This is a genomic window from Nitrospira sp. MA-1 (assembly GCA_032139905.1).
In the GTDB taxonomy this organism is placed as follows: domain Bacteria; phylum Nitrospirota; class Nitrospiria; order Nitrospirales; family UBA8639; genus Nitrospira_E.
In genome coordinates this window covers 879,161-895,336 of record JAQJDB010000007.1, presented here as the reverse complement: position 1 = coordinate 895,336, position 16,176 = coordinate 879,161, and the positions used below count along the sequence as shown (strand labels likewise).

13 protein-coding genes are annotated in these 16,176 nt (G+C 51.4%); 2 read left to right on the top strand and 11 right to left on the bottom strand.

Going from position 1 to position 16,176, the window contains the following annotated elements; genetic code table 11:
• Positions 1 to 309: 309 nt before the first annotated feature.
• Positions 310 to 1,125 (top strand): prolipoprotein diacylglyceryl transferase, encoded by an 816-nt coding sequence (gene lgt / locus PJI16_16880; GenBank protein ID MDT3779241.1) that lies wholly within the window; start codon positions 310 to 312, stop codon positions 1,123 to 1,125.
• A gap of 69 nt (positions 1,126 to 1,194) precedes the next feature.
• Here lgt and PJI16_16875 read toward each other — a convergent pair whose 3' ends face one another.
• From PJI16_16875 to PJI16_16865, 3 genes are all read right to left on the bottom strand, one after another.
• Positions 1,195 to 1,647, bottom strand: a complete 453-nt coding sequence (locus PJI16_16875; GenBank protein MDT3779240.1) for a tetratricopeptide repeat protein — start codon at positions 1,645 to 1,647, stop codon at positions 1,195 to 1,197.
• An 11-nt stretch (positions 1,648 to 1,658) separates the two neighbouring features.
• Entirely contained in the window at positions 1,659 to 5,123 is a 3,465-nt protein-coding gene (locus PJI16_16870; protein ID MDT3779239.1) for a UvrD-helicase domain-containing protein, read from the bottom strand.
• Between the two features lie 466 nt (positions 5,124 to 5,589).
• Positions 5,590 to 5,712: a hypothetical protein gene (locus PJI16_16865; protein MDT3779238.1), complete on the bottom strand. Its 123-nt coding sequence runs from the start codon at positions 5,710 to 5,712 to the stop codon at positions 5,590 to 5,592.
• 788 nt (positions 5,713 to 6,500) lie between these two features.
• Between PJI16_16865 and PJI16_16860 the strand changes: the two genes are divergently transcribed.
• A complete protein-coding gene (locus tag PJI16_16860; protein MDT3779237.1) occupies positions 6,501 to 7,013 on the top strand; it encodes a hypothetical protein in 513 nt (170 codons plus the stop codon).
• A gap of 647 nt (positions 7,014 to 7,660) precedes the next feature.
• On the opposite strand, the gene PJI16_16855 is transcribed toward PJI16_16860, so the two are convergent.
• The 8 genes from PJI16_16855 to rplI form a co-directional block, all read right to left on the bottom strand.
• The gene (locus PJI16_16855; protein MDT3779236.1) at positions 7,661 to 10,915 is read right to left on the bottom strand and encodes an exodeoxyribonuclease V subunit gamma; all 3,255 of its coding nucleotides are present in this window, start codon (positions 10,913 to 10,915) and stop codon (positions 7,661 to 7,663) included.
• Positions 10,916 to 10,969: 54 nt separating this feature from the next.
• Positions 10,970 to 11,146: a hypothetical protein gene (locus PJI16_16850; protein ID MDT3779235.1), complete on the bottom strand. Its 177-nt coding sequence runs from the start codon at positions 11,144 to 11,146 to the stop codon at positions 10,970 to 10,972.
• Positions 11,147 to 11,213: 67 nt separating this feature from the next.
• Positions 11,214 to 11,498: a thioredoxin family protein gene (locus PJI16_16845; protein MDT3779234.1), complete on the bottom strand. Its 285-nt coding sequence runs from the start codon at positions 11,496 to 11,498 to the stop codon at positions 11,214 to 11,216.
• A gap of 139 nt (positions 11,499 to 11,637) precedes the next feature.
• Entirely contained in the window at positions 11,638 to 12,315 is a 678-nt protein-coding gene (locus PJI16_16840; GenBank protein ID MDT3779233.1) for a response regulator transcription factor, read from the bottom strand.
• On the bottom strand, positions 12,299 to 13,435 hold the full coding sequence (locus PJI16_16835) for a sensor histidine kinase (GenBank protein ID MDT3779232.1): 1,137 nt from the start codon (positions 13,433 to 13,435) through the stop codon (positions 12,299 to 12,301). Before PJI16_16835 ends, PJI16_16840 begins: the two co-directional genes overlap by 17 nt.
• A 126-nt stretch (positions 13,436 to 13,561) precedes the next feature.
• Positions 13,562 to 14,026: a transcriptional regulator NrdR gene (nrdR, locus tag PJI16_16830; protein MDT3779231.1), complete on the bottom strand. Its 465-nt coding sequence runs from the start codon at positions 14,024 to 14,026 to the stop codon at positions 13,562 to 13,564.
• A 45-nt stretch (positions 14,027 to 14,071) separates the two neighbouring features.
• Entirely contained in the window at positions 14,072 to 15,334 is a 1,263-nt protein-coding gene (locus PJI16_16825; protein MDT3779230.1) for a serine hydroxymethyltransferase, read from the bottom strand.
• 3 nt (positions 15,335 to 15,337) lie between these two features.
• On the bottom strand, positions 15,338 to 15,847 hold the full coding sequence (rplI, locus tag PJI16_16820) for a 50S ribosomal protein L9 (protein ID MDT3779229.1): 510 nt from the start codon (positions 15,845 to 15,847) through the stop codon (positions 15,338 to 15,340).
• Positions 15,848 to 16,176 lie beyond the last annotated feature (329 nt).

The window sequence follows — 16,176 nt, the reverse complement described above, 5'->3', positions numbered from 1 at the left end:
CAACTAACATGCTTTTCTTTCATCTGCATTTTATGGTAGGTAGATGTGGTGAGGTCTTCAGAACAACTGACCAGACCCTTCTCCTGTTAGTCTGTTAGTGTAAGGCAACCCTAATCTGCTCCACAAACCCTTGCCGATAGTTATCTTGCCAATTTCCAAGAAGAACGATGTTCTACCAACCGGCTCGCCCAGGGTGAAGAATGCCGCACGCCATCTTTCCATTTGGCGACCAATTGCGGATTCTTCTTTATTTAGAGCACTCACTTCTTTCGGGTACCTCTGTCGTGAGATAAGGCATGTTAACGCATGATGGCCTTCGACCCTGTCATGCTTTTAGCTGACCTTGCTCGACTCCCATACCCGGACATTGATCCGGTCTTTTTTCGAATGGGCCCCCTGGCACTTCGATGGTATGGCCTCATGTACCTCCTGGGGTTGGCAGGGGCCTATTGGCTCATCAAGTCCAGAGCTGCCACAAGGAATGTCTCTCTCCCACCACAACAATTATCCGACCTAATTGTCTATGCCGCCTTTGGTGTCTTTCTCGGTGGGCGCTTGGGATATGTGCTCTTTTATAACTTTCCATTTTATCTTGACCATCCCCTCAAAATTTTTGCGGTATGGGAAGGGGGAATGTCATTTCATGGCGGGCTGATCGGGACCTGTATCGCTATCTGGATCTTTTGCAAAACCCGTGGGTTTCCTGTTTGGCCCATCGCCGACCTGGCAGCAGGAGCGGCTCCAATCGGGTTGGGGTTTGGACGGATGGGGAATTTTATCAATGGAGAATTATTCGGGCGGTCGACCGACGTCGAATGGTGCATGGTATTTCCCCATGGCGGCCCGGAATGCCGACACCCATCGCAACTCTATGAGGCAGGCCTGGAAGGCGTGACACTCTTTGTCATATTAACGATCCTCAATCGCTGGCCAACCCCACCGGGAACCATGTTTTGGACCTTCATCTGCGGATATGGAGTTGCCCGATTTTTTGTGGAATTTTTCCGTGAGCCAGATAGTCATTTAGGATTCATTTTCCAATGGGTCACCATGGGGCAGATACTCTGTATCCCGATGGTTGCGGTCGGCGTGTTCATGATTGTCCGAGGCTACAAACGGGCATAACCCTCCTTCCCATTTCCTCTCTCCCTTCACGCGTTCTTTTCAGATTCCGAGAAAACCCCCATAAGGAGGTTAAAACCCACCACCGCCTCCTCCTCCGGGACTTGCACCTCCACCGAACCCTGGCATCACCGGGGCCGAGGTGGCTTGCGCAGGGGCATCGGGAACATTGCCATACCGCCGAAGGGGCGGAGAATTCCAAATCACCTTATTGCCGGGAGCAAGGTTGGCAGCCTCAATGAAATGCTTTTTTGCTCCCGCTTGATCGCCCATTTTGTCCATGGACAAACCTAGATTATAGTGCGCTTCGGCCAGATCGGCCTGTTGCTGAACGGCCAACCGAAATTGTTGTCGTGCCGATTCCCACTGGCCTTCCTCAAAAAAACGCTTGCCTTCGGTCATGTACTGCAACACTTGGGCATCTACATTCGGGGGAGGGGCCAAGGCTGTCAACGGCACTGGTTTGTCAGACGCGCACCCTCCTGCCGCCATCATGATGAAACAGACCCCAATGTACATCTTCATCCTCCAATTCCTCATCGCTCCCTCCTTATCACCTGTTGTTTATTTTGGTACATATTTTCATCGACTCCCAGATCTACGGTGACCACTTCACCGAGACGAATAAAAAAGAGTTTACACCCTTTGACCACAGGACCCAAGCATTGGCTTGCCGCCCGGGCATAGGCATAGGCTTGTTCCCGGTAGGCCTCCGCTCGCTGCGCCACAGTGCGGGAGGATACGTGATCCGTTTTATAATCGCCAACCCACACGTCTCCATTGATTTCATAGATTACATCCATCACGCCCTCCATCACGCAGGTCCGTGGCAGGGAAGGCTCCTGTTGCCCAACAGGCCATGGCACCGCAAAGGGAACCTCCCGACCCAGGATGTTCGACTGCTGCAATTCCAAATATACCGGTGATGCGACCAATTGATCAAAAAGCGTTTCCAGTTCTCTGATCACCTCATCCTTGTCTTTCCCCAGCTCGCCCGAGAGCTGCCGCTCACCAAAAGCGACAAGAGCAGTCCGAACCATCCCCGGCTCAATTTGAAAATCCCATCGTTGAAGAAGCTGATGCATTAACGTTCCGAAACGCTGACTGGTCCCACGGGAAATTTCCCCTCTCTCTCCCTGGTCCTGAAGAGATCTCGCCTGATGCAGCATAGAGGGATTGACGTAGGCCTCCGCATGATTGGCCTGCTGCCACCTCATTTCACGGGCATCCCACTGTGCTGTCGAGAGTACCACCTCACTGCTACTTTCAGCATCAGAATGTGCCTGTGAAGGCTTCAAATATTGCAATACAGCGGGTGTCACGACGGTGTGTGGAATGGAAACCTCTCCCACACGCGCCACCCTCAGTTCTGTATCGCCAAACTCTCCTTCAGCAATCTCCTGAATAAGACCCAACAGGCTCTCCCCACCCCGCTTCGCAAGTATGCCACCTGATAAGATTAATCGCTCTCGGGCTCTGGTCATTCCCACATACAGCACGCGCCGCTGTTCAGCGGCTTCTCGAATCCGTTGCTTTTCCCACAGCGGAATCTGGCCCCTATTCCACACAGGTGGCAACGTACAGCCATACAAGCCGCTAATCCAGTCATATGAAATATGTGCCCCACGATCAGGTCCCGTCGCCCTTTGATGTAATCCGGGCAATATCACCACAGGGAATTCGAGTCCTTTGGCCTTATGAATCGTTAAGACACGTACTGCGTCTAAGGTCTCTTCGGCCAAGGGGGCCTCAGGTTCCGGAGGATGGGTCATAAGGGCCTCAACCAGGCGTTCTACCCAGACAGAAAAAGATACCTGAGGTAATGCGGCCTGTTCACTCATGAGGTCACGAAGTTTCCAGACATTTACCACCGCCTGCTCCCCATGACTCGAAGCCGCAGCTAATTCCACGAGAGGGAGTTGCAGAAACAGGTGATCAAGCAATTCCGGAATAGGAAGTCGATTTGCCTGGATATGAAGCCAGGCCAGCCGTTGGAAAAGGCCCTGAATGACTGACTGCTTTGAATTCGCCCATTCATTCATTTTATGAGCCTGCCGGACATCCAAGGGTCCAAGTTTCATCACATCCATAATCTCTTGATCCGTCAGCCCTCCTAACGAAGAACGAAGGATACCCACAAGGGCCAGGGCATCGGTGGGGTCATCCAGGACGCGAAGCACGTTCACCACATCAATCACTTCCTGACGCTTGTAAAAATGCCGCTCACCATCGGTTATGCAAGGAATGTTGTGGCGCTGCAGCGCTTCAAGATACACTTGCGCATTGGTAAATTTCCTTAACAACACCGCGATATGCCCTGGGCGCAATGAGGTTCTCACTCCCTTTTCCATGATCCACTGTCTTCCCGGCACCAATTGCTCTTCAATCCATCCGGCCAGCCATTCGGCTTCCACCCTGGTGGCCCGATCTGCATCCCATTCGTCCTCCTCTTGAAGGTTAGCCATTACACAGATCTCCACTCCTGTCGAGCCGGAACCGGCCTCTCGCATCCGTCCAACCGCCAGAGGGACATTGGGGGGTTGCACATTGGCTTGGGGAATGAACAACCGGTCAAACACCGCATTGACGGCTTCAAGAATGGACCCATCACTACGAAAATTGGTTAGAAGCGTACAGACGATCCCTCCATCATCCGTCACTTTCTCCACGACCTGATCGAATGCCTCGATATCAGCTCGCCGAAAGGCATAGATCGATTGTTTGGGATCGCCCACAATAAACAGCTTTCCCGGCATAAGCTGAATATCCCGCCAAAACTGCCCACACGCATGGGGACGCTCACCTAAATAGAGCAAAATTTCATATTGAACCGGATCAGTATCCTGAAACTCATCGACCATAATGGCTGCATAGGTTCCCTTCAACTGTTCACGGACCATGGGATGATCGCGCAGGAGATCCCTGACCCGGATCAAGAGCCCATCAAAACGAATCCAGCCCTTATCTGAAAAACCCTGCCGGACCCGTGCCGCAAACGGCCCAAGCAGATGAATGACTCTACTCAATAGGGCTTCATTGACTTGCAGCATCTGTTGCGCGCCTTGAATCGCTCGCCTGGCATCTTGAAAATCCGACGCATTCCACTCTCCCGGTGCCTTGCCAATTGGAGAACCAAGCAAAACTTTCTCCGCATCAGACAAGGGGAAGTCCGTTGGTGACCTCCCCTGCCCCACCCAATCCAACACGCGTTCAGCGAGAGAGAGGAGCTTCTCAATTTTTCGAGGTTTGGCTCGATCATATTGCGTGAGCAATGATCGGACCTGATGATGTTTAGTCTCTAGCCACATCCGAAAGGCCGCAGGGGATCCTTCAGCATCCATTTGCCGTTCCAACTCAGGAATAGAGATCTGATCCTGACAGAGCGAAAAGGCAAAGGATCGAATCTCCTTAAGCCCCATGTGATTGAGCAAGTCCCGCCACTGGGCGTGCGCGGAACCTTTGGCACCTAATTCCTGTTCCAACCAGGCATCCCACACATCTTGAAATATCTGAAGAAATTGAGTCCCGTCATCCTCTTGGAAATGAGGATCGACCCGGGCCTCTAAGGGATACAGGCGAAGGATATGAGCGGCAAAACTATGAAGTGTGGCGATTTGAGATTTTTCCAAATCACTCAAGGCGACTTGAATTTTTCCCCTCACATGTGCCGTGGAGACATGATAGCGTTGTTTGAATTCCTCCAGGCCTGTACCACCTAACTCCGCACTTCCGGCTTCCGCCTCACAATCAGCCAGCAACCCATGCAACCGATCGCGGAGCCGCGCTTTCATTTCATTGGCGGCTTTATTCGTAAAGGTCAGAGCCAACATGTCGGTCAAGCGTAATGGGTGGGGCTCCCTCAGAAGCGCATGAATCAGGCGATTGACCAACAATGTTGTTTTACCTGTCCCGGCTCCGGCCAGCACGACCACATTGCGATCAAACGTCGTTTCCGCCGTGAGGCGCGCATCGGCATCAAATAAGGGAGAGGGATTAGTCATTGGAGGCCTTCTATTTGCGGATCCGTCGAAAGGATCTTGCTAGCGGAAGCCCAGAGGCGCGTGACCAAGACGGATGAGGCTGGGAACGACAGGCCATGGAATCTTGACAGCTGCGACAATAGGTACCAGGTAAGAAGAAAAATTCCCGGCACGAATCCTTTGCACCCCACCCTGAAGGGTGCGCCTCAATTGTTCACCAGTCGCGGTTTCCCAATTGGCTCCTGGGAATGAGGCAGACGCCTCTTGCATGGGGGGCAGATAACAGAAGTCCGACGACCGGATAACAGAGGTGATTACCCCACATCCGCAGTGCCACGCTCAAGATTCAGTGAGGTCAAGAACGAATATAAGGGAGGCTGCAACTGGCGACCTTGGAGCGTGTTGGTTACCAAATCCCATTCATCTGCTCGAAAAGACCGACGCATTGAAACTTTATAATCGACGAGACGAACACGAGAATGATTCATCACTGGGTGGAGGGGGGATCGTACCATGCAGGATACCCTCTCGCAATAAAGGGATTGGCACGAAACACCCAGTGCCCTGAGGTGACGGTGTCTTCGCGATCGACCGCACCACCTGTCCGCATTGCGGCAGCCCCTTGACCATCCTCGCGGCCATTGACGACCCGCCATGATCGTCAACATTTTCGGCACCTCGGTTTGCCCACGCGTGCGCCTACGGCATCAGCCGGTCTTGACGAATTCTTCCTGACAGCCTCATCCCATCCTGGATTCCGGTTCAACGCCGAAGCCGACGTTCTGCCTTGGTCCAGTTCCCCAGCCCTCACGTCCCAAGTGCGCAACAGACCAGTCCTGATTCATAAAAAATGGGCCCTCCGGTTCTCTCGAATGGTCACCTCACGGCTTTCAGACAGCACAGCCTCGCGGATCGATTCCTCAACGAGGTTTTTGGTACATTCCGGTTCAGTCAAAAAGACCTTTCAAAGTTCCTATTCCTCGGCCCTATCCAATGCGGTTATTTCGGGACTTTATCATTCAGCGTCAGCTTCACCTGTTACCTTTGCGCCTAGCTTCCTTTCGTGCCTACACATCAAGCACCTCGTTACCCATATGCCTGCAAGGCTCGATACCAGGCTCGTGGCTAGCGATTACCTGGACGAGATTCACACCCGCTATGTCTTTGCAGCATTGCCAGGCCTCAACGGTTAATTAACCCCAAGAAATAAAAAACTAGGTGCGCAAAACCTGAGCCTCAATCCCTTTTTTTATTAACTTAACTGGTACATTATTGGCGCTCTCTTTGGCACATTTTTTCTGTCCTTGACATTATTCGCGGTTTATCGTAATTCCGATCACTCTAGCAAAAAAGGGAATTTAGTTTCCCTATCCACTTATCAGGCATGGAGGCCATGTTATGTCAAAGAGCGAAAGCGAACAGAATCTGCTCACAATGAAAGCCGAAGAGGCACGGGACACCGCCGCAAGATTAGCAAAGGTTACGAAGACTCACGCCGAATTGTTAGAAGCCCAAAAAAATGACGGCTCGCTCAATGATCCGTCACAATGGCCTAGTGTTTGGGCAGGAGCGATTTCATCGGGGTTCGGGAAGTATGCCTTTACCACTGACTGGACTGGAGGTGCCCCACATCCTTGGTGGACGGCAGGAGCCCATCTTACAGGCGGGGACTGGACCGCATGGACGACAGGGACATGGGCGGGCGCGGGGCAGTTCTATGAAGATCCCAGTAATTATTTCGGGAAGCAAGTATGGGCCAATTTAAAATGCGGAGGGTTCGGCGCGGGCGGAGTCAGTTTGGCCCTGTATAGTAGCCAAGGCGGACCAATAATCGGCCAATTTGGGGGGATTTACACGGGGATAGGAGGTTGCAATATTTCGTGTCCTTTGACGTACACCGCCGGGCCATAGGGCTCTGGTGAGAAACCGATTCAATTGGCGGACGCGGTTCACATCGACCCCATTCCGCATCCACCAAATCTCGGTAAGCAAACAGAACGGGATTGCCTGGTTGGAGTGGAAATAATGGGAAGGCTGATTCATGAAAAATTGGCCCCTTCGGCGTCTGCCGAAGGGGCAACTCACGGCTTTCAGCCCGCACAGTCCGGGGGGATGGATTCCCAACCAAGTCTTGGCTACTTTCCGGTCCAGTGAAAAATGCCTTTTAACATTCCTATTCCTACTCGCCCGATGGTTTTGGATTCTTTGGCTGAAGGACAGGACGAATATGAGCCTGTCACGGCTCTCGTTTTTTTGTCGAGTTTTTCTGTGAACCGGATAGTCATTTAAGGCTTATCTTCCAGTGGATCACCATGGGGCAGTTACTCTGTGTCCCGATGTTTGCAGTCGGCTTGTTCATGATTATCCGGGGCTATAAACGGGCACCCCCTCCTTCCCATATCCGCTCCCCTTTCAGGCTCTCTTTTCAGATTACGAGAACACCTCAATAACCAGGTTAAAATCCACCACCCCCGCCGCCGGAAATTGCGCCTCCACCAAATCCTGGCATTACCGGAGCCGAGGTGACTTGCGCAGTGGCATCGGAAAGAAGTTCGAGTTTATCCATGGGTGACGCGTTGCTTTCGTCCCTTTCGAAATTCTTTCGCCAGTGGAATACCGTAAGCCCTCACCCACGAAGGATGATGCTGGAACCGACAGGCCACAGACCATGAACAGTCACGACAGTAGGAACCAGGTAAAATAAAGAACTGTCCGGCGCGTATGCTCTGGATCCAACGACGAATGGTCCCCAACAATTGGTCACCAATCGGCGTATCCCAGATTGAACCGGGAAACGAGGAGAAGGTCAGAGATTCAGAATGTAATGGACGGATAAACCGGAATTCGACAGAATGAACTGCGGAATGCGGCAACACGGTGTCTTTCGCATTCACTCCAGAATGGCCAGTTAAGCTCAAGGAAGACATCAACGAATATAAAGGAGGTTGTAGCCGTCGACCCTGCAGAGCCTCGGCAACAAGATCGGGGTTGTCAGTCCGTGTTGTCAAGCCACCCGAAAACTTATAATCCACAATACGAGTCCTGAAGCCATCTGCCTGCTGGTCCACGCGATCCACTCGTCCATGAATCTTCAGCAAGGACGAGCTTTCCGGCATCTCGCTTGAAATTTCCCCCTCGGCGCCTACTTCAAAATCCACTGGAGCCATCGCCTGATCGGCATACTCCTGTTGATCATGTTCGATCATCGTGAACACCACTGGACCTAATAGCGTTTTCATTCTCTCCCACAGGACCATATACCCTTTTCCATAGTGCTTCGCATACTCATCGGATACCTGTTCAATGGTCGAGGCAATCAACGAAGAAAGATCGACAGGCTCTATGGGAGAGCCCGGCCACCCATGATCGATGAGATATTGGTAAACATGGCGGAGTATGGCATGCCCCAACTCCCCCCAAACCCGACCTGGGATGTCCCGCGAAAGCGGCTCTCGAACATTCCTGGTGCGCAGAACATGCTCCATCCAATACCGGCCGGGACATTGGGCGTACCGTTCCAAGGCTGTCGGTGATAATCCCCGAGACAAAAGATCCTGCCAATGATCCCCCTCGACAGACAGGATCCCATCAAATGAGCCTCCACCCGAGGAAGTCCTTTCAAGAGCAGACACGGCCTTGAGTCCTTGGCGAAGCACCTTCCACCAGAACGATGGTTCCAAGGAATCGGTTTGAATCGCGCGGCCCTGAAGCAGATGTCGCAGGCGGGCTTCCTGTCCGGTCTCTTCACCGGGAGAAAAGTAGGGAATCCTCCCGCGCTCGGCCACACGCAACGGCACGCTGATCTCCGACTCAGAACAGCCCGGTCCATCTCTCATCAATTCTGCTAGGAGAGAAGACGGCAACAGGGGACGCCCTTTGTGGTCAGCACGTTGATAGACGAGATACACCCGGTCACGAGCAGAATGTCGAAGCAAGGCAAACAACAAAGCCTCTTCATCAAACCCATGCATTTTTTCATCAATTTTATAGCCTAGACTTTCCGCCAACACTCTTCGATCACGGTCACGTAAAAATGCATCCTCCCGAACCACACGGGGAAAAACCTGATCATTCATTCCGAGAATAAACACGGTTCTAAAGGCATGCCCTCGCGCCGCCATGGCATCGAACACCTGTACCCCGAGAGGGCTTTGTCCAGGTAGAAGCCTTCTCGTCTCCTCCAGGGCTCCTCGAAACACTTCCACCCATGCCCCCCACGTGACTTGTGTGCCGACCCGATCCAGTTGTTTTAACTGCACCATGACCTGATCAAATCCTTGTGCAAGACTTGTCAGATGAGCCTGATCTCGCTCTTCCAATTGGAAAGAGATCTCTTCTTGAAGCAAGGAAAGATGCGTGTTCACGAGTGATTCAAATGCAAGAGTCAATTCGCCAATGGAGCCGGATTCCGGAAGAGCCTGGCAATCGGCTATGAGGCGGCCCACGACGTCAGCGCACTCTTGTAATGCGGCAACTGCCTCCTCCAGCGGAACTCCAATCTTACGCTGCCAATCCCCAATCGCCTCCGGATCGTTCACGACGACGGCAAGACGTTCCCAATCTTCCAGGCCTCGCACAAGACGCCAATGACGAATAGCCTGGCTCCAGATTTGTTTTTGTTCATGAGGAAAACTGCCGTTGACCGACAGTCGGCGATAATATGGAGATGCCACGACATCCAGCAGTGCCTGCCACGGATACTGTTCCTCCCTCAGGCCGGCAAGCTGCCACCACACCTTGGCAACCGGTTCTTCCAACAGGGGTAGGGTCGCTGTGGTGCAAAATGGGATTCGATGCTCCTCAAACACTCGATGCAGAAACGGCCCATACGGATCGAGAGTTCTGGCCACCACCCCAATCTCACGAAACGTATGCCCTGTCGTTTCAACCGCATGCAGAATGGCTTTGCAGGTAAAAACCAGTTCCCCTTGTCCCCCAATCACATTCACCACCTCGATTGACGGAGAAGATACGGCCTGATTCACGGAACCGAATGGTTCGTGGCTCACCTGAAGAGGATAGTGCACCACTCCAGCTTTTAGCAGATGTCGATCGACGAATCGTTGAGCAAACTGATAGGCAGGATGATCAGTCAGGGGAAAGAATACCTTTACGGAACCGGTGGTACGAGCCACTTCTTCTAAGAACGAAAGTTGCACTTGGGTGATGTCGTAAAAACCGTAGTAGATGACCGTCGAAAGTCTGGCGAGAAACGGTGAGTTTGCCACCCAGGGGATCACTGAATTAGCCAGATCTTCAGGCAATCCCACCCCTAACTGCCGGCTCAAAAGTCCGAGAGCCTCCTGAAATCCCAATAATCCCCGTAAGCGATTGACCGCGACCTCATCGAACAGTCCTTCCTCCACGGCACGAAGGGCCACACTCGGTTCCACTTGCGCTTCCAGTAAATCCCGCAGGCTTCGCCATACGGCCTGCCTGAGTCCCGAAGAGGCTGCGAGATCCGCAAAGGGTCCGACAGTGTGCCCACCCTTTCCCAAAAGCTCCGCTAGAAGATATTCATAGAAAAAATCGCCGACGAGTTCAAACGAGGAACCCCCTGCCTCCGGCGAACTCAATGCCGCTCGCTCCGCGTGAAGGTGGAGGGCGAACTGATGGAATGTCAGAATATGCAGATCAAAAAGCGCACAAGAATGCTCCGCGCATAATAGCCACTTGAGCCTGCTTCGTATTGATTCAGAAGGCACAAGAATGGCTATCGGCGCACGGGAATCGGCAGACTTGATCTGCTGGACCGTTTCGACAAGAGCTGATTCGAGGTGAGGAGAGAATGGGCCACTGACGAGGGTAAACATCCGGACTACTATGTTCGATCGGATGGAAAGCTATGAGACCGATCCTGCAGCTTATTAGCCGGTTTCCGGTCCTATCAGTTCGCCATTACAATCAGGGCAACTCCAATCCCCGTCAATCAGGGACATGGGATCACCACAGAAAGAACATTCCGGAGGAGGACCGGAAGAAACCACAGGAAAAACTGGCAATTCAATATCTAATTCTGGTTCATCTTCATCTTGATCGTGCATGAGATACCTCCCTTATTCCCCATACGTATCGGGCAGGGGAACCTATCGTGAGAATGAAGCCATAAGGTTAATCATCCGCCTCATCCTTTTTAGGCTTTGGTTTGGCCTTCGCCTGCAATGCTTTTTCAGCACTCTCCCGCGGCGGAACACCGATAAAAATCAATCTGCCATTAATCAGCGTCGCGGGCGTCGCACGAATGGAATGTCGTTCCGCCAGTTCCAGGCCGGCTTCCGATGAAATTTCAATTTCCCGGTAACTAAAGCTATATTTGACCTTCATACCTTTCCAGAGCGACTTCGCGCTGGGACAGGCTGCGCAGGACTTGGACACCAACAAGGTCACATTCGCCATTGTGTTCACTCCTCCTTAATAAACTCACTACTAGCGTCATGTTAGCACTGACGAAAATAGGCGGGCAAGGTAATAACCAGAAACCGCAATCCACTCGCTATGGGAAGGCGCGACAGACATGCACCCATGCTCAAGATACTTATATTTTCCGAGGCTCGAGTTCGATGATCCCTTTGCGAATGGCCAGGATGGCTGCTTGGGTTCGATCAAACACATGGAGTTTATGGAAGATATTGCGAACATGATTTTTTACCGTTTTTTCACTAAGATCCAGGACGTTGGCAATTTCCTTATTCGTTTTACCATCCGCCACTAATTGCAACACGGTAATCTCACGATCCGTGAGATCATGCTCAAGAATTCCACGCTTCTTCCCCTTGCCTTCTGACAGCAAAGAAAACTCGACAAGAATCTTACTGGCGACCGAGGGATGAATGAGAGACTCTCCACGCGCAATGGTCCGAATGGCCGCCACGATTTGCGCCGAATCGCTATCTTTGAGTAAATACCCTGTGGCCCCGGCTCGCACGAGATCAAAAATATATTGCTGTTCTTCGTACATCGTGAGGGCTACCACCCCGATGTGAGGAAATTCCCGTTTAATAATACGCGTGGCTTCCACCCCGGTCATCCCGGGCATACTGACATCCATGAGAATCACATCCGGCATGAGCAGTCTGGTTTGTTCGACGGCCTCTCCGCCATCTTTCGCTTCACCCACAACCTGAATGTCGTCCTTAGTTTCCAGAATCGCACATAACCCTTCACGCACCACACGATGATCATCAACGATGAGGACTTTAGTTGTTTTTGGCATAAGGCACCTTTTCCTTTAATACCAGAGGAATGAAAATTTCCACCTTCGTGCCGGCGCCGGGTTTCGACACCCACTGCACGTTTCCGCCTAACATTCGTGCACGCTCCATCATACTTCTCACTCCGAAATGATCCCACTTTTCAGGATTCTGTCCTTCCGCCTTGACGTCAAAGCCCTGCCCATTATCGGAGACGAGCGCTTTCAAGACATCTTTCTTGAGCTCTACTTTCACAATCACCTTCGTGGCTCCGGCATGCTTGGCCACATTGCTTAAGGCTTCCTGGACCATGCGAAAGACAAAGACTTTTGCTTTCGGATCAAGTTGGGATTCATTCCCACTCCCTTCAAACTCCGTCCGTATCCGATGCTCCCTTTCATAGGCCTTCAGATAATTTGACAATGCGGGAATAAAGGCCAAATGATCATACTGCCCCGGCCGAAGATTATAGACCACCTCCCTGGCTTCCTGAATGGCATGCTTCAATTGCACGGTGGTCTGATTGAGCATTGTCAAACACTTGGGAGGATCCTCCGCCACCAGTTCACGGACACGCTCCATCTTCAGGCTTACTCCCACTAGAGTTTGCACCAGTCCGTCATGAATCTCACAGGCAATCCGGGTGCGCTCCTCATCCACAGCCCCTTCCGCTTCCTCCTTGACATACAAACGAAAAAGGGATTGATACCGGGTGAGGGTATTTTCAATTTCGGCAGAAGCCCGGATGCGCGCTTCAATCAATTGCCACATGAACTTGGCACTTGCACCACCCACCATTGCTAGGTGAGGGGCATGTGACTCGAGCAAGGTCTTCTCCACATCGGGATCGCCCGTCACGTCAATCACCAGATCCACATCTTTGATCTTGAGCAAGTCTTGATAGCGGCGAAGGACAGGTATTCCGATTTTTTTGGCGAGACGGACACCCATGGTGTGTGGACGAATTTCACTCAACCCTACCACCGTGACCAAAGGATCTTCCGCAAAAATTTCCATAAGCGCAGTCCCACCATGCCCCCCACCAATAATCGCCACCCGGCTGGATGTCACTTTTGACTTTGATCGCCCTGGGCTACTTTTGGTGATACGTGCGGAACGAGGAGAGGATTTGGGGGATGGCATAGGTACTCACTTTCATGATCGGGAACAGGTTGAAGATCATTCTTAAGAGAAGATTCCTACCCTTGTCGCGTTATGACTCGGACGAAACGGGGGGACTCACAATCGGCCACAGACAATGAAAACGCCTCAAGATAACCTGGTGTCTTGTGTTAGAGCCCTAATGGTATCCATAAATTGATCAATGTCTTTAAATTCACGGTACACTGAGGCAAACCGAACATACGCAACAGGATCCAATTCTTTTAAGGCCCGCATCACTTCCTCTCCAACGGTTCGGCTTGGGACTTCCGTTTCTCCAAGGTCCTGAATGCGTTTTTCAATCCGATCAACAGCCGCACCCAACGCTCCAATACTGACCGGCCGTTTTTCGCAGGCCTTTTTTAGGCCTGCTAAAATTTTCGCCCGGTCAAACGGCTCTCGCCGATTGTCTTTTTTGACCACCATGGGAAGGTTTTCTTCGATTCGTTCGTAGGTGGTGAATCGCCGCTTACAACCCAGACATTCGCGACGGCGCCTGATCACTTCTCCTTCACGTGCGGTGCGCGAATCAATGACCTTATCTTCTAATTGATCGCAAAAAGGACATTTCACGAATGAGCAGCCCTTACCTTAAGGATGGAAGGCAGTGGAGGAAGGTTAGTATGGATGAAAAATCGGAAATCTTGAGCACAGGTCCTTGACATCACGCAGAATCCGTTTATGAACGGACGCTTCTTGGGAATGCTGGATGACCTCATCCATCAAGGAGAGAATCTGCTCCATCTCGGGTTTCTGCATGCCACGAGTCGAAACCGTCGGAGTGCCAATTCGAATGCCACTTGCCACAGCCGGTGGTTTTTCATCAAACGGTACAGCATTTTTATTGACGACAATTCCAGAGGCATTTAATGCGGCTTCCGCCTCTTTCCCTGTCACGCCTTTGGGAGTCAGATTCAAGAGAAACAAATGATTTTCCGTCCCACCAGATACGACCCGATATCCCCGCTTCAAAAAACCCTCAGCCAGTTCCCTGGCATTCGCCAGCACTTGTTGCTGATAAGTTTTAAACCCAGGAGAAAGGGCTTCTTTAAAAGCGACCGCTTTGGCTGCAATGACATGCATGAGGGGGCCACCCTGCGTACCGGGGAACACCATTTTATCGACGGCTTTGCCATGTTCTTCCTTGCACATAATCATGCCGGAACGTGGACCACGCAATGTTTTATGGGTCGTCGTGGTGACAAAGTCGGCATAGGGTACCGGACTAGGATGCAATCCGACCGCAATCAAACCCGCAATATGGGCAATATCAACAAGGAGATAGGCTCCAATTGATTTCGCTATCGCCTGAAAGCGAGGGAAGTCTATAATTTTTGAATACGCACTGGCGCCCACCACAATCATACGTGGGCGGACTTCCTGAGCCTGCTGCTCGACTACATCATAATTAATTTCCTCAGTTTCCCGATCTACGCCATAAGAAAACGCCTGAAACAGCTTTCCTGAAAAACTCACACGGCTCCCATGAGTGAGATGTCCCCCATGGGCCAGATCCATTCCCAGAATCGTGTCTCCTGGTTTTAAGACTGAAAGATAAGCAGCCATATTGGCTTGGGACCCGGAATGGGGCTGAACATTCACATGCTCACATCCAAAAATTTCCTTGGCTCTCGCAATGGCCAAATCCTCGACCGTGTCCACATGTTGGCATCCGCCGTAATATCGCCTGCCGGAATAACCCTCCGCGTACTTATTGGTCATCAGACAACCCTGGGCACCCAAGACCGCCGGACTCGCATAATTTTCTGAAGCGATAAGAACCAGGTTTTCACGCTGTCTTTTTTCTTCAGCCCGGATAGCCGCATACACCTCATAATCGGTGTCACGGATCGCTTTAAGTGTGCCGACAGAATGTCTCATCGCTTACTCAGTGCCCGCTTCATCGGCGGGATCTTGGGCTGTCTCTCCTTCAGGAACAGTTTCTTCTGCATCTTTTTTCACAAGCGTCACATTAATTTTCGGTACCACATCCCTATGAAGCTTGATGGCAACCGAAAAGGTCCCCAACTCCTTTAAAGGCTGTGGCAAGTGAATTTTCCTTCTGTCCACTTCCACACCCTGAGCAGCCAATCGTTCGGCCACATCCTTAGATGTCACAGATCCGAACAGCTTGTCGTCTTTTCCTGTTTGCACTTCAAACGTCAGGGATATTTTTGACAAATTCTTCCCTGACTCGCCTAAAGACTCCAGTTCTTTTTTGGCCTTTTGGTCGATCTGCCGTTTGACGTGCTGCAACAGTTTAACCTGTCGCTCTTCAGCCACGACAGCTTTTTTCCTCGGGAGTAAATAATTTCGTGCATACCCTTTTGCTACCGTCAACACGTCTCCCAAATACCCCAATCCTTCAACATTTTCTTGCAAAATAACCTTCATAACACACGTCTCCTTAGCCTAGCGAATAAGGGGAGCATCTTAAGACTGGGGGCAGAAAAAGTCAATGTAATTGCTGAATAAATCATTAGACTGAGCTTCTTCTTCATATTGATGGCTCGCATCCACCCTTGTTCATGGTGCCCGGACATTTCCATGGATATGTTGGAACTTCTCAGTTGAAAATATGCTATGCTCGCGGAGACTTATTACATGTTAACACTTAAGCTTTAATTCAATAAAATAGATTTAGACCTAGAATCCATGGACTCCATATGACTATGGTTAACGATCAGATTCTCCTTCAATCTGCCGTGTTCCGTGCCTCGGAA

Bases quoted from the DNA above. Each gene is read 5' to 3' on its own strand.
- lgt (MDT3779241.1), top strand. From the start codon at position 310: ATGGCCTTCGACCCTGTCATGCTTTTAGCTGACCTTGCTCGACTCCCA.
- PJI16_16875 (MDT3779240.1), bottom strand. From the start codon at position 1,647: ATGAAGATGTACATTGGGGTCTGTTTCATCATGATGGCGGCAGGAGGG.
- PJI16_16870 (MDT3779239.1), bottom strand. From the start codon at position 5,123: ATGACTAATCCCTCTCCCTTATTTGATGCCGATGCGCGCCTCACGGCG.
- PJI16_16865 (MDT3779238.1), bottom strand. From the start codon at position 5,712: ATGCGGACAGGTGGTGCGGTCGATCGCGAAGACACCGTCACCTCAGGG.
- PJI16_16860 (MDT3779237.1), top strand. From the start codon at position 6,501: ATGTCAAAGAGCGAAAGCGAACAGAATCTGCTCACAATGAAAGCCGAA.
- PJI16_16855 (MDT3779236.1), bottom strand. From the start codon at position 10,915: ATGTTTACCCTCGTCAGTGGCCCATTCTCTCCTCACCTCGAATCAGCT.
- PJI16_16850 (MDT3779235.1), bottom strand. From the start codon at position 11,146: ATGCACGATCAAGATGAAGATGAACCAGAATTAGATATTGAATTGCCA.
- PJI16_16845 (MDT3779234.1), bottom strand. From the start codon at position 11,498: ATGGCGAATGTGACCTTGTTGGTGTCCAAGTCCTGCGCAGCCTGTCCC.
- PJI16_16840 (MDT3779233.1), bottom strand. From the start codon at position 12,315: ATGCCAAAAACAACTAAAGTCCTCATCGTTGATGATCATCGTGTGGTG.
- PJI16_16835 (MDT3779232.1), bottom strand. From the start codon at position 13,435: ATGCCATCCCCCAAATCCTCTCCTCGTTCCGCACGTATCACCAAAAGT.
- PJI16_16825 (MDT3779230.1), bottom strand. From the start codon at position 15,334: ATGAGACATTCTGTCGGCACACTTAAAGCGATCCGTGACACCGATTAT.
- rplI (MDT3779229.1), bottom strand. From the start codon at position 15,847: ATGAAGGTTATTTTGCAAGAAAATGTTGAAGGATTGGGGTATTTGGGA.